Below are 14,802 nucleotides of genomic sequence, written 5' to 3'. Positions count from 1 at the left end.
GAACTATCTAATTAACGCCCGAAATTGAAGACTTCGGGCGTTATTTCTTGTCTACGTCCATCAGGGCCAACTGACAAAAATCATATTCTAGGCCTGTTTCTGTCCCTATTTTTATAAATGTCTAAAAAAATTTGAATACCGTCTCAGTCGGTATGAGCTCTAAGAAACCCATCATGAAAAAAGACTTCCCAAAACTCATTTGCGATGGCAATGAAGCCGTTGCTAGAATTGCCCATAAGACCAATGAAGTTTGTGCTATTTACCCCATTACCCCGGCCTCGCCCATGGGCGAGCATGTCGATGTGTTCAGTGCCGAGGGCCAGAAAAACATCTGGGGCAACGTTCCAAGAATCGTTGAAATGCAGAGTGAGGGCGGTGCCGCAGGTGCCGTGCACGGATCATTGCAGGCAGGTGCCCTGACCACCACTTTTACGGCCTCGCAAGGTTTGTTGCTGATGATCCCGAATATGTACAAGATAGCCGGAGAATTGTTGCCCTCGGTAATACACGTGGCCGCCAGAACCGTGGCCACACATGCACTTTCTATCTTTGGCGACCATTCAGATGTGATGGCGGCCCGCCAAACAGGATTTTCAATGTTGTTCGGAGGTTCGGTACAAGAAGCCATGGATTTCGCCTTAATAGGTCAAGTGGCCACCTTGAAGTCGAGGGTACCCTTTCTTAATGTTTTTGATGGATTCAGAACATCTCATGAAATCTCCAAAATCGATGCGATTCCAGACGATATCATCAAGGCCATGATGCCCGAAGAAGCCATCATGGAGCATAAAAAGCGATCGTTAGATCCCGACCATCCCGTGGTTAGGGGAACCTCACAGAACCCAGATGTATTCTTTCAGGCGAGGGAAGCATCAAATACCTTCTACGATAAGGTTCCCGGAATTGTCGAGGAGACCATGAGCGAATTTTACCAACATACAGGCCGCCGATACAGCCTGTTCTACTACATAGGCCATCCTGAAGCCGAAAAAGTAATCGTGATCATGGGCTCTGGCCAAGGGCCCGTAATGGAAGCTGTCGAGACCATGGCGAAAGATGGTGAAAAGGTAGGGGCGATCATCGTACGTTTGTTCAGGCCGTTCTCTATCAAGCACTTTATCGATGCCCTGCCCAAGACAGTTAAAAAAGTAGCTGCGATGGACAGGACCAAAGAACCGGGAAGCACAGGTGAGCCCCTATATCTAGACGTGGTCACGGCTTTTGCCGAAAGCGACAGGGAAATGCCCAAAATTATCGGGGGACGTTATGGACTATCATCAAAAGAATTCGACCCCGCCATGGTCAAGGCCATTTATGACGAATTGGACAAGCCAGAGGCCAAAAACCACTTTACCATAGGCATCAACGATGATGTGTCGCATACCAGCCTGGATGTGGGCGAACGGTTGAAAACGGTGAAGAACACTTTTAACTGTATGTTCTTCGGTCTGGGTTCTGACGGTACCGTTGGGGCCAACAAGAACTCGATCAAGATCATCGGTGAAACCACAGATAACTATGTACAGGGCTATTTTGTGTACGATTCTAAAAAGGCAGGTGCCCAGACCATTTCGCATCTGCGCTTCGGTCCGGATCCCATATATTCTTCCTATTTGATACACAAGGCAGACTTCATTGCCTGTCACCAGTTCAATTTCATTGAAAAGTATGACATCTTAAAAAACATAAAGAAAGGCGGTACATTCTTATTGAACTCCCCATATTCCAATGAGGACATATGGGAAAAACTACCGCAAAAAATGCAACGCGACATTGTCGAAAATGAACTGGACTTCTATGTCGTAGATGCCTCTAAAGTGGCACAAGAAGCAAAATTGGGCAAACGAACCAATACGGTCTTACAAACCTGTTTCTTTGCCATCTCGGGTATTTTGCCCAAAGATGAGGCCATTGAAAAAATCAAGAATGCCATTGTAAAATCGTATGCCCACAAGGGTGATAAGATTGTACAGATGAACTTCAATGCCGTTGACAAATCATTGGAGAACCTACTAAAAGTAGATTACCCGAAAGAGATTACCAACGATAGGGGGTTCAAACCCATGATGACCGGTACTACCGACCCGTTCGTAATGGATATTTTAGGAAAAATATTGGCAGGAAGGGGTGACGAACTACCCGTAAGTGCCTTCCCTGTTGACGGTACCTTCCCAACAGGAACCTCCCAATATGAAAAACGTGGAATAGCAGATTTTATTCCTGTTTGGGACGATGCAGAACTCTGCACACAATGCAATAAATGTGTGGCCATCTGCCCCCATGCGGCCATTAGGGCCAAAGTAGTGCCCAATGAAGATTTGAAGGATGCCCCCACTACCCTAAAAGCAGTTCCGGCAAAAGGAAGACCCTTTGATAGGGAAACCGAATCGTATGTATTGCAAGTATCGCCAGAAGACTGTACAGGTTGTGATCTTTGTGTAGCGGTATGCCCAGCGGAAAGCAAGGAAATTGCAGATTTCAAATCCATCAACATGCACAAAAAAATCGATGTTGAAACTACTGAGGATACCCATTGGGATTATTTTGTGAATTTGCCCGACTATGATAGAACGGCTTTACAGGTCACCAATGTGAAGGGATCCCAGTTCTTGGAACCGCTATTTGAATTTTCTGGGGCCTGTTCGGGATGTGGGGAAACCCCATACATCAAGATGTTGACCCAATTGTACGGAGACAGCATCTTAATCGCCAATGCCACAGGTTGTTCTTCGATATATGGCGGCAACCTGCCGACTACCCCTTACAAGACCAATGAGGCCGGTAGGGGTCCTGCCTGGGCCAACTCGCTCTTTGAAGACAATGCCGAGTTTGGTTTTGGCATGAAACTGGCTTTGAGCAAAAAACAGGAAATTGCGGTGAAGCTGCTCAAGTCATTGGATTCTTTGGTCGGCAACGAATTGGTAGAGGCAATCTTGAACAATCCTGAAAGCAATGAAACCGAACGTAAGGAGAAATTCAAGCAGTTGGATGAACTCAAAAAAATCTTGGAAAACAGCGATGACCCGAAGGCCAAAAAGTTGAACAAATTGACCGAATACCTACGAAGGAAGTCTGTTTGGATCTTGGGTGGTGACGGTTGGGCCTATGATATCGGTTACGGTGGTGTAGATCATGTTCTGGCTTCTGGAGAAGACATCAACATCATGGTATTGGACACTGAAGTGTACTCCAATACCGGTGGGCAAACCTCTAAAGCGACACCGTTGGGCGCAAGTGCCAAATTTTCGGTCTCGGGCAAACGAACCGGCAAAAAAAGTTTGGCCCTACAGGCAGTATCGTACGGAAATGTATACGTGGCCCAGGTAGCCATGGGAGCCAAAGATATGCAGACCCTTAAGGCCATTGAAGAGGCAGAAGCCTATCCCGGACCTTCATTGATCGTTGCCTATTCACATTGCGGCGAACATGGCTATAATTTAAGGGATGGTGCCATACAACAGCAAAAAGCCGTTGAGACCGGATATTGGCCGTTGTTCCGATTTGACCCCTCAAAACCCAAGGGCAAGAAATTCAGATTGGATTCAAAAGAACCTACGGCGCCACTCAAAGATTTTATGTACAACGAAACCCGTTTTACAAGAGTGGTAAAAGAGAATGCCGAACTTGGGGAAGAATTGTTGAAACAGGCCCAAGAAGAAGTGGAAACCCGATGGGAACGATTGGAGCTTTTTAGAAATATGTAGTTTAACACTAAAATTTATCGGTGATGGAAGCCAATGCATTATTCAACGAGGCGATTCAAAAATTGAGAGAGGCCAATGACGAGCTATGTAGGCCCGAAGAAGATGTGGTATCATCAATGGTCTGCAGTAACTCCCAATATGCCATCAGAAACTATCTGAAAGGATTTCTTGTTCTCAACGGCACTACGCCCAAAGACGAAGAAAGCATTGAAAGTCTATATGAACAGTGCAAATCCATCAACGAGCATTTTGAAGAAGTAGACCTTTCTGGTTGTGAGTGCAGGGAACATAAAGACGAATCTAGATTTCGAAACGCTGCTACGAGATTTAGCCATTGTTTCGACATTGCCGATAGTTTGGATACTTTTTTGAGACGTGAGCGAATCATCGCTTGATTCAGGCGTTCAGGGCAATTTCCGCCTTGGGCGGTCTCACCTTGAAAAAGGGGCGCTTTTCAAAAAGTGCCCCTTTTTTAATTTTTCCGTATCAATCTTCAGCTGGGGCCAGTTCTACTTGCAAGCCCTCTAAACCTTCCGTGATCAAAATCTGGCAGCCCAAACGGCTATTGTCTTTGACAAAAAAAGCCTCAGAAAGCATGGCTTCTTCATCGTCGGTCTTTTCAGGAAGTGCATGGTCAGATTGCACATAACACTGGCAAGATGCGCACATGTTCATGCCCCCACAAATACCTATGGTGCCCTCTGGGGCCAGCTCATAAGAGCGAACCACCTCCATCAGGTTCATGTTCATATCGGTTGGGGCATCGACCTCGTGAAGTGTGCCTTCCCGATCCGTAATCTTAATCCTTACATCAGACATCTATCCCTGTTATTGTTATGACCATCTTTTTCCTTTCACAAAAAGAAGATGCAAAAATACATTTTTCCCAGGTATCTGTCGTATTTACTTGATCGGCTTTACAACCGCCTTCGGAGCTTCCCTTTTAGAACCATCAAAACCATGAACACCCCCTACGGTGGTATACTTCATCACATACTTTTTATTCGGATAGATGCGCTGATAAGCACTTTGGCACATCAAGGTCGCCTCATGAAAACCACAGAGAATCAATTTCAACTTGCCCGGATAGGTATTTACATCGCCGATGGCATAAATGCCCGGTATGTTGGTCTGGTAATCTAGCGTATTGTCGACCTTGATGGCATTTTTTTCGATTTTAAGCCCCCAATCGGCAATTGGGCCCAGTTTTGGGGAAAGCCCAAATAAGGGAATAAAGGTATCGACGGCAATACGAATGTCTTCGCCAATATTTGAATTCTTGTGCACAGTGACGGCCTCAAGATGGCCAGCCCCTTCAAGGCCCACTACTTCCGCAGGGGTAATGAGATTCACTTTTCCCCTATTTTTTAAGTTTTGCACCTTTTCTACGGAATCCAATGCTCCCCGAAATTCGTTTCTACGGTGCACCAAGGTCACCTCATCGGCGACATCGGCCAAAAAGATGGTCCAATCCAATGCAGAATCGCCTCCACCGGCAATCAATACTTTCTTGTTTCTATAAACTTCAGGGTCTTTTATCATGTAGACCACACCCTTGTCTTCAAACTGCTTCAAATTGGGCAATAAGGGTTTTCTAGGTTCAAAACTTCCCAATCCGCCAGCAATGGCCACTATGGGTGCTCGATGTTCAGTACCCTTATTGGTAGTGACCACAAAGGTGCCATCTTTCAGCTTTTCGATGGTCTCTGCCCGCTCGCCCAAGGTGAAACCGGGTTGAAATGGCTTTATCTGTTCCATTAAATTATCGACCAGTTCGCCAGCCAGTATTTCTGGAAAGCCGGGAATGTCATAAATGGGTTTCTTCGGATAAATCTCAGCACACTGCCCCCCAGGCTGTGGTAGGGCATCGATCAAATGACAACGCAACTGCAGCAAACCTGCCTCAAAAACGGTAAAAAGGCCCGTTGGGCCCGCACCAATTATGAGTATATCGGTCTTGATCATGAAATCAAAAAAAAGTTGGACAATGCTGTGTTTCTGTAAAGTTATGCGACTTTTTTGTCACGTTCAGCTTAGATTGACGACCTCTTGAATTTGGGGAGCATATTTTTTTATGGTCATCTCAACACCGCTTTTTAGGGTCATCTGGTTGACGCTACAGCCAATGCAATTGCCTTCAAGTTTTACCTTCACAGAAGTGTCATCATCAATGGAAATCAAGGTGATGTCACCTCCATCGCTTTGAAGAAAGGGACGAATTTCATCCAAAGCTTTCTCTACATTATTCCTTAATTCTTCTGATGTCATACTCGTTTCTTTTTGACTGCGTCACAACCTGCCATGGTCGTTATCTTAATGGCTTCGGTCGGAGGCAAATCTTTGTTGCGCTTTACCAATTCACGTACCGTGTTCTTGGTCAGTTCTTCAAAGGCCTCTTCGACAGGGGTTGCCGTTTGCAAGGCCGCAGGCCTACCGATATCTCCAGCCTCCCTGATACTCTGCACCAAGGGAATCTCCCCTAAAAAGGGCACCTTCAAATCTTCAGATAGATGTTTGGCCCCCTCTTGACCAAAGATATAGTATTTATTTTTTGGAAGCTCAGCAGGGGTAAAATACGCCATATTTTCGGCAATGCCCAAAACCGGTACATTTATGGCCTCTTGCTGAAACATCGCCACTCCTTTTCGGGCATCTGCCAATGCCACTTCCTGTGGGGTACTGACCACTACCGCTCCGGTGACCGGAAGCGACTGCATAATACTCAGATGAATGTCGCCCGTACCCGGTGGCAAATCGATCAACAAAAAGTCGAGCTCGCCCCAGTGGGCATCGAAAATCATCTGGTTCAAAGCTTTTGCCGCCATAGGGCCACGCCAAATTACCGCTTGATTGGGCTGGGTGAAAAAGCCAATGGAAAGCATCTTTACCCCATAGTTTTCCACTGGTTTCATCTTGGCCTTGCCGGCTACGTCGACCGACAGGGGTTTTTCCATCGCCACATCAAACATGATGGGCATTGATGGCCCATAAATATCAGCATCCAACAAACCCACCTTGAAGCCCATTTTGCCCAATGTGACCGCTAAATTGGCCGTGACTGTTGATTTACCGACACCCCCTTTGCCAGAAGCGACGGCTATGATATTTTGAATACCCGGAATCGGTTTCCCCTTAATTTCATTGACCTTTGGTTTCGATGGGGCGTCAACTTTTAGATTGATCTTGATCTTGGCCTTTTCATACACTTCTTTGTGGATGGTCTTCAAAATCTCGACCTCTGTCTTTTTTCGTGCCTGAAGGCTCGGATTTTTGATAGTGATATCTACCTCAACCTCATCGCCAAAAACCTGAACATTGGTCACGGCCCCACTCTCTACCATATTCTGCCCCTCACCCGGTACCGAAATGGTTTGTAAGGCCTCTAAAATATCTTTCTTGTGCAACTTCATAAATCTACTTTGGAGTGCAATCTTTTAAACTGATTCTAAATTACAAAGATACGGCTTGGGGCTTATATTATGAAGAGGAAGGATTGAAAATGAAGATGGTAGGATAGGAAGCCCTTATCTAATGGTCTGTCAGAATTGTTGACAGATTTGAAAACAACTATATCCCTTCAAGAAGCTCTTTGGCCGGATCCCAAAAATGTTCTTGAAAATCGATAATTTGATTATCGACTACCTTGATACCCTCATTTTCCAATAGCTGTTGCATGAGATTGGTACCGTCAAAATGGTGTTTCCCTGTCAATACCCCAACACGGTTTACCACCCGATGCGCGGGCACATCTTTGGCCAAAGAGTTGTTCATGGCCCAACCGACCATTCGGGCACTACGGGCCGCCCCCAAATATTTGGCAATGGCACCATAAGAGGTCACTCGGCCATAGGGAATCTGTTTGGCCACTTCATATACTTTGTCAAAGAAATTTTTTTCCTCCATTTAATTATAAAATATACGTATTAACGTAATCATCAATAGCACCAACATGAGGGCGCTCAAAATATAATTTGAGTTCTTTGAAAACGTGTTGGTCTTTGCTTCCAGCTTATTAAAATAGAATACGTACAGATACAGCACCGAGAATGTACCACAGGCAGCGGCAAAGACAAACGTGGCGATGTCTTGGGCCTCGAACTTAATCCATCCCGCTTCGTTCCACATGGCATTGAGACTGCTATAGTAGGGTATGGTCAACAGGTTAAGTGCCGCTAAAAGCGTGCCCTTGAAAAAACTGTTCTTCTTGCTAAGGTTGACCGTTTTAAACTTGCGCTTTTTCTTTTGCTTGGCCATGGCAAAAAAATAGATGGCAAAAAAGGCAAATATCGCGATCGCTGCTTTCAACAGTATATCGATCACCTGCGGATTGTTGTATAAAAACTTTGAAATATACACTGCGATGTAGGCCTGCATCATAATCATGGTCGACACCCCGAGACTAAAAATAATGCCGTTCAACCTGCCTTTTTCAACACTGGCCTTTGCAGCATTCATGTTGAGAAGACCTGGGGGAACCGTGGCCATGAAAGCTGCCGAATAGGTGGCAAAAAAAAGAATCAATAAATGGGTCATTGGTCAGGTGATCCTAAATTGGATATAAGTGATTGGTTTTCCTTTTTCAAGATACTGATTTTCATAAAAGGTTTGTATTTCAAGTACCTCTTTCGGGCTTCCCTCGTTTCGATACACATCATGGTTGGCATACAGTACCTTTGCTCCCATGCCCTGCAAAAGCCCCAAGGTATAGCCATGCAAATATTCACTGTCGGTCTTTAGGTGCATAAGGCCACCCGGCTTCAAAATATGCTTGTATTTCTCAAGAAATTGAGGGTTAGTCAAGCGGTGCTTCGTGCGTTTATACTTAATCTGGGGGTCAGGAAAGGTTATCCAGATCTCAGAGATCTCGCCTTTGACGAACATCAAATCGATAAGTTCAATCTGGGTTCGCAAAAAAGCAACATTCTCTAGGTTTTCGGCCAAAGCTGTCTTTGCCCCACGCCAAAGCCGCGCCCCCTTGATGTCGACTCCGATATGGTTCTTATCACGATTTTGTTTTGCCAGACCCACTGTATATTCACCCTTCCCACAGCCCAATTCCAATACTATGGGGTTTTCATTTTTAAAGTGCGATGCCCATTTCCCTTTTAGGAAAAATCCCTTTATGACCTCATCCCTAGTGGGCTGAATCACATTTGAAAAGGTTTCGTTCTCTGAAAAACGCTTGAGCTTATTTTTGCTTCCCACACCAAAAATTAATGTTTTGGCAAAGCTAAAGAAATCTAAAGGCAACTTTGATGTTGTTTCTTTGCAAATTATGTTTGAGCCGAAACGAGTACTTGTGGCCCCTTTGAATTGGGGGCTCGGCCATGCCACAAGATGCATCCCCATTATCAATGCCCTAATAGAACTTGGGCACAAACCCTATATTGCTTCAGACGGGGTAGCTTTGGAATTATTGAAAAAGGAGTTTCCCGATGTACCGTCATTTGAACTGCCCTCTTACAAAATTAAATACGCCGAAAAAGGCAAAAACTTCAAAATCAAGATGATATGGGATTCCCCTAAAGTTTTGAAAGCTATTTCCAAAGAAAAAAAGAAAATTAAAAAACTCGTTAAGGAACTCCACATCGATGTTGTCATATCAGATAATAGACTGGGAGCCTTTTACAAAAAAGTACCTTGTATTTTCATTACCCACCAATTGAATGTTTTGTCTGGCAATACCACATGGTTCAGTTCAAAAGCACATCAAAAGATCATTCAAAAATTCGATGCCTGCTGGGTGCCCGATGTTCAAAATAAACCCAATCTGACCGGAGTACTGGGGCACTTGAAGAAAACTAGGGACAACATTAAGTACATCGGGCCTTTGAGTCGTTTCAACAAGGAAGATATTCCATCTTTGTATGATCTTTTGGTACTGCTTTCAGGCCCTGAGCCACAGCGTACCCTTTTGGAGGAAAAACTTTTGACAGACCTACAAGAGTATGACGGGAACGTACTTTTTGTCAGAGGAAAAATCGAGGACGAACAAGCTAGAAAGAAAATACCCAAAACCAATGGAAATTTAACATTGGTCAACTTTATGCAGTCAAAAGAACTTGAAAAGGCCATCAACCAGAGCGACCTTGTTCTTTCACGTTCGGGCTATACGACGGTAATGGATCTCGCCAAATTAGAGAAAAAAGCGTTTTTTATCCCCACCCCTGGGCAATATGAACAAGAATATTTGGCAAGACGTCTTCAAAAACAAGGGTTGGTTCCATACAGCGCCCAAGAAGAATTCTCAATTGCACAACTCGATACAATAACCCATTTCAAGGGGTTGGCCGATTTTGCAGTGAATCTTGACTATGAATCGTTATTTTCTGCCTTTTCCAAGGTGAAGGAGAATTCTGAACCTACATCTTCTTCGCTTTCAACATAGATTTTTTCACCGTGGGCCTCGATGATATGCTTGACGATTGAAAGTCCAAGTCCCGAACCGCCCTCTTTACGGCTTCCACTTTTGTCAATACGGTAAAACCGTTCGAACAATCGTGGTATATGTTCATTTGCGATTCCTTCTCCATTGTCGGTCACTCTAATGATCACCTTGTTCTTGATCAAGTTCTCCACACTTACTTCGGTGGTACCGTCATTATGGCCATATTTTATGGAATTGACCAAAAGGTTGGTGATCACCTGTTGAATCTTCTCTTTGTCGGCTGAGACATAGATCGGCTGTTCGTAGTCCATATCAAAAGTGAGGACGATGTTCTTTTTTGTGGCCCTCATTTCCAACAAATCAAAAACGCTCTTTATCAATTCAACGATATCAAAACGTTCTTTATCTAAGTTGAGATCACCTGTTTCAAGTTTGGTGATCATGTCAAGGTCTTTCACGATATAGATCAGTCGTTCAACGCCCTTGTTGGCACGTTCTAGGTACTTTTCACGCACCTTTTTATCTCTTAGGGCGCCATCCAATAGGGTCAAAATATAGCCCTGTACGGTGAAGAGCGGAGTCTTCAGCTCATGGGCAACATTGCCCAGAAAGTCTTTACGATACTCTTCCCTGATCTTCAAAGTATCGATCTCGATTTTCTTGTCTTGGGCAAATTTCTCGATCTCTTCGGTAAGGGTTTTCATATCTGTGGTAATGGGCCTACTTGATAAGGGTGAGGATTCGAGTATCGATACATCATCATATATCTTCTTTATTCTTCGATATATGAACCGTTCAACACGAATTTGGATAATCAAAAAAGAAACCACAAAACTGATGGGGAAAAACATCAGAACAAAGGGCCAGTCCCAATTTTTGAAGATTACGGTGGCACCAAACAATACAATACAAAGAATCAAGGAAATCAAAAGTGAAGAACGAATGGCAAATCTGTATGACTTCCTTAATCTAATGGCCATTACAGAACAAACTTATACCCAACGCCCTTTACGGTCTTAAAATGATGGTCGCCAATTTTTTCACGTAGTTTTCTGATATGCACATCTATGGTTCTGCCACCGACCACGACTTCATTGCCCCAGACTTTGTCTAATATCACCTCTCGCTTGAAAACCTTGCTGGGCTTTGAGGTCAAAAGAGACAACAGTTCAAACTCTTTGCGGGGAAGAATGATTTCCTGTCCTTTTTTGACAATCTTGTATTCTTCCCTATTGATGACAATATCACCGACCTTGACAATATCTTCTGCCTCGCCTTGGTCTTCTTTCAGCCTTCTCAACAACGCTTTCACTTTACTGACCAAAACCTTGGGCTTGATGGGCTTCGTAATATAATCGTCTGCTCCGGCATCAAATCCGGCCACTTGTGAATAGTCTTCGCCGCGCGCGGTCAAAAAAGCGATCACGGTATTTTCGAGCCCTGGGGTCTTACGCATTATTTCACAGGCCTCAATACCATCCATTTCGGGCATCATAACATCAAGAATGATCAGATGCGGGTGCTTTTTCTTTGCTTTGGCAACTCCTTCCACACCATTTTTGGCAGTAAATACCTGATAGCCTTCAGACGAAAGATTGTAACTGATTATTTCTAGAATGTCAGGTTCATCATCGACCAAAAGTACCTTGATGTCTTTAGTTTTCATGGGATGAAAATTTTGGTTACTCGCCCAAATGTAAAGATAATACTAAAACTCCTTTATCGCTTAACATTGATTTAATGTGGTAACCTTATGGTAAAGGTTTTTAAATAAACTCTTAACAAAGGGCTAACACGACTTTTACAGCCCCTGCATTCCTTTGCGGCGGACTATAATCAACTACATGATAATGAAAAACTTTATTGTTCTGGCCGTTTTTCTATTCTGCACTTCTGCAGTATTATCTCAACGAAATGGCACTATTGTGGGCAAACTGACCGACAAAGAACTGAACAACGAACCTCTGGCTTTCGCCAATGTTTTGATTAAGGGCACGACAACAGGAACCACTTCTGATTTTGACGGACTATACGAGATAGACGGCGTAGAGCCAGGTACATATACTATTGTATATAGTTATCTGGGATATGAAACCGTTGAGGTTCCCGATGTAGTGGTCGAACCGGGCAAAGTTACTGAAGTCAATGTTCCGATGAGCGCTTCACAGGGTGTGGCACTAGACGAAGTGGTCGTGACAACTACTACAAGAAGAAATTCTGAAATTTCTCTCTTGCTCCAACAAAAGAAAGCTCTTGTAATACAAGAGGCCATCAGTGCAGAAGCCCTGACAAGAAAGGGAATTGACAATGCCGCTGCGGCCGTGGCCCAAATATCAGGGGTCTCTAAGCAACAGGGGTCTGATAATGTGTATGTTCGCGGTCTTGGAGATAGGTACCAAAGTACGACGCTCAATGGCCTTACCGTTCCTTCCAATGATGTCAACAAGAAAAATATTGACCTTGACATATTTTCATCTGATATCATAGAAAACGTTTCGGTCAGCAAGGCCTTTACACCTTCAGCCTATGGCGATTTCGCGGCGGGTAATGTCGATATCAATTCTACCCAATACTTTGGCGATGGCTTCATAGCGGTGAGCACGGGCGCAGCCGTCAATACTAGGGCCATTGGTGAATCAAGTTTTTTCCCGATTCATGATGGCTCGACATTTCTTGGGCATTGGAAACGATTTCCAACCTCACAATATTCGCAGGTGATACAGCATGGCGTCGATCCTGACGAAGGAGGGTTTCCCGTAAACGGCTCCCTTAGTGTATCAGGGGGTGCTTCTTTCAATTTCAGTGATGACTCAAGGTTTAGTTTTTTTGCAAACCTTTCACATTCCAACTCATATGAATTCCTGCAAGGATTGTCAGGTAATTACTCTGCCACCGCAGACATCCTTTTCCCAAATGTTGACCGTTACATTTTCAGCACCAATACCACAGGAATATTGAATTTGGTCTTTCGAGCCAATGATAACAACAAGTTCAGGTTCAACTCGATTGTCATAAATGATTCTAGAAGCGATGTCGGTTATTTTGGCACAGAAGGAAAAGGTCTTGAAATTGATTTGGCAGATGATGGCTATTATCAATTGAACTCTCAGTTTGACCAAAATGTGATTTTGGTCAACCAATTATTAGGAGATCATAAAATCTCTGATAAGGTAGATTTTTTCTGGGGTACCGCTTACAACCGCGTTTTTGCCGACCAACCTGACCGAAGAAGAATCACCTTGGATATTGGTGATTTCACCGATCCTGAGCAAACCAACTTTGTGCCAGACGTAAGGTTCATCACCAATAACAACTTTGATAGCCAACGATTCTACCAAGAAATTGACGATGAAGAATTCACGACAAATCTTGCATTCAGCATTGATACCGGCAACGAATCTAAACTAAGAATCGGGTATTCTGGAAGAAGTAAGACCAGGGATTTTGAATCTATAAGATATGGATATGGCACCAATATCAATGACAACTTAGATCAGTACGGTCCGATAGACATAGATAATTTCAATGATGTTTTCAATATTGAAAACTTTGCGTTGGCCCTTGATAATAATCCTGATAACGATGTTTTCAATCTCTTTGTGCTGAGACCTGCATATACAGAAGATTCTCCGATATTTCCAATAGGTGATGCCAGGGACAATCTACCAGGACTACCAGAAAACGTATACTCAGGTGAATTGGAGACGCATGCCGGCTTTGCCGATTACCAATGGAAAATCAGCGAGAAATGGTCTGCCATACCGGGCCTACGGGTTGAAAACTATAACCAGTCTGTGCTATATGATGTGATCAATGTCGAGCCAGGTGAGGTGAACTTCACGCAGACCGAGCTGTTGCCAAGCTTGAACGTCAAATACTCACCAAATGACAAAAACAACTATAGGCTTGCCTTCAGTAGAACGATTTCTATTCCTGAGTTTAAAGAAGTTGCTCCTTTTGTTTATGAGGATGTAACCCAGCAAATCGGTGGTAACCCAGATCTTTTGAATACCCTTTCTGAAATTTATAACCTCGACTTGAAATGGGAAGTCTTCCCCTCTCAAGGAGAGCTGATTTCGGCCGCCGTATTCGGCAAGGTGATTTCAGACCCCGTGAATTTGGTCATTGCCAACGATGCCGCCAACACCCGAAGATTCTTCAGAACGGGTGACAGGGCCGAAGTGTTCGGAGCCGAAGTGGAAATTTCAAAGGTACTCGCCAAATATGGCGACACGGGTGAGTTGAAGATTGGTGCCAATGCATCGTACCTATACACCAATCAAGACTTGAAAGATGTTGATGGCACATTTACCGCTAGCTTTCCAGACAGGGATAGCGATGCCTTACAAGGTGCCTCTCCATTCATTGCCAATGGTGACATTACCTATCGTGGTGATTACGAAAACTACAAGACATCATTGACCCTATCGGGCAGTTATTTTTACGATAGAATATTTGCGATTGGCTCATCTGGTCGAGGCAATCAAATCGAGAAAGCGGTTCCGACCCTAAACCTGGCATGGCTAAATTCAATCGGTGACCACTTTCAAATAAACCTTAAGGCATCTAATATACTCGACCCCAACATTAGAATTGTACAAGAAAACACTAATGATGGCACCGTTGACATAGAAACATTCAGAAGAGGTATATCAATTGGGCTGAGTCTCAAGTACACATATTAAGCTAAATATCTAACATTTAAAGTTT

At 44.0% G+C, this 14,802-nt stretch carries 13 protein-coding genes; 4 read left to right on the top strand and 9 right to left on the bottom strand.

Translation table 11 applies throughout. The annotated features are described in order from the left end of the window. Positions 1-173 precede the first annotated feature (173 nt). Positions 174-3,704, top strand: a complete 3,531-nt coding sequence (gene nifJ, locus L0P89_RS09530) for a pyruvate:ferredoxin (flavodoxin) oxidoreductase (protein ID WP_235264869.1) — start codon at positions 174-176, stop codon at positions 3,702-3,704. A 23-nt stretch (positions 3,705-3,727) separates the two neighbouring features. Beyond that, positions 3,728-4,099 carry a HEPN domain-containing protein gene (locus L0P89_RS09525; protein ID WP_235264868.1) on the top strand — a complete coding sequence of 124 codons (372 nt, stop codon included), beginning with the start codon at positions 3,728-3,730 and terminating at the stop codon, positions 4,097-4,099. Positions 4,100-4,190: 91 nt separating this feature from the next. Here L0P89_RS09525 and L0P89_RS09520 read toward each other — a convergent pair whose 3' ends face one another. The 7 genes from L0P89_RS09520 to trmB form a co-directional block, all read right to left on the bottom strand. Further along, on the bottom strand, positions 4,191-4,523 hold the full coding sequence (locus tag L0P89_RS09520; protein ID WP_235264867.1) for a 2Fe-2S iron-sulfur cluster-binding protein: 333 nt from the start codon (positions 4,521-4,523) through the stop codon (positions 4,191-4,193). 84 nt (positions 4,524-4,607) lie between these two features. Further along, positions 4,608-5,669, bottom strand: a complete 1,062-nt coding sequence (locus L0P89_RS09515) for an NAD(P)/FAD-dependent oxidoreductase (protein WP_235264866.1) — start codon at positions 5,667-5,669, stop codon at positions 4,608-4,610. Positions 5,670-5,732: 63 nt separating this feature from the next. Next, a complete protein-coding gene (locus L0P89_RS09510) occupies positions 5,733-5,972 on the bottom strand; it encodes a NifU family protein (protein ID WP_235264865.1) in 240 nt (79 codons plus the stop codon). Further along, the gene (locus tag L0P89_RS09505; protein ID WP_235264864.1) at positions 5,969-7,114 is read right to left on the bottom strand and encodes an Mrp/NBP35 family ATP-binding protein; all 1,146 of its coding nucleotides are present in this window, start codon (positions 7,112-7,114) and stop codon (positions 5,969-5,971) included. Before L0P89_RS09505 ends, L0P89_RS09510 begins: the two co-directional genes overlap by 4 nt. 157 nt (positions 7,115-7,271) lie before the next feature. Further along, entirely contained in the window at positions 7,272-7,607 is a 336-nt protein-coding gene (locus L0P89_RS09500) for an MGMT family protein (RefSeq protein WP_235264863.1), read from the bottom strand. Then, positions 7,608-8,237, bottom strand: a complete 630-nt coding sequence (locus tag L0P89_RS09495; protein WP_235264862.1) for a LysE family transporter — start codon at positions 8,235-8,237, stop codon at positions 7,608-7,610. A gap of 3 nt (positions 8,238-8,240) precedes the next feature. Next, entirely contained in the window at positions 8,241-8,909 is a 669-nt protein-coding gene (gene trmB / locus L0P89_RS09490; protein WP_235264861.1) for a tRNA (guanosine(46)-N7)-methyltransferase TrmB, read from the bottom strand. Positions 8,910-8,979: 70 nt separating this feature from the next. Between trmB and L0P89_RS09485 the strand changes: the two genes are divergently transcribed. After that, positions 8,980-10,092, top strand: a complete 1,113-nt coding sequence (locus tag L0P89_RS09485; RefSeq protein WP_235268019.1) for a glycosyltransferase — start codon at positions 8,980-8,982, stop codon at positions 10,090-10,092. On the opposite strand, the gene L0P89_RS09480 is transcribed toward L0P89_RS09485, so the two are convergent. Beyond that, positions 10,017-10,943, bottom strand: coding sequence for a sensor histidine kinase (locus L0P89_RS09480; protein WP_409557574.1), 927 nt, complete (start codon positions 10,941-10,943; stop codon positions 10,017-10,019). The two genes, L0P89_RS09485 and L0P89_RS09480, sit on opposite strands and share 76 nt — an antisense overlap. Before the next feature lie 128 nt (positions 10,944-11,071). Then, the gene (locus tag L0P89_RS09475; RefSeq protein ID WP_235264859.1) at positions 11,072-11,758 is read right to left on the bottom strand and encodes a response regulator transcription factor; all 687 of its coding nucleotides are present in this window, start codon (positions 11,756-11,758) and stop codon (positions 11,072-11,074) included. A 184-nt stretch (positions 11,759-11,942) separates the two neighbouring features. Between L0P89_RS09475 and L0P89_RS09470 the strand changes: the two genes are divergently transcribed. Then, positions 11,943-14,777, top strand: coding sequence for a TonB-dependent receptor (locus L0P89_RS09470; protein ID WP_235264858.1), 2,835 nt, complete (start codon positions 11,943-11,945; stop codon positions 14,775-14,777). Positions 14,778-14,802: the final 25 nt, after the last annotated feature.

Source organism: Muricauda sp. SCSIO 65647 (assembly GCF_021534965.1).
GTDB lineage: Bacteria > Bacteroidota > Bacteroidia > Flavobacteriales > Flavobacteriaceae > Flagellimonas_A.
The sequence above is the reverse complement of the archived record's forward strand: the minus strand, read 5'-3'. Positions and strand labels throughout refer to the sequence as shown.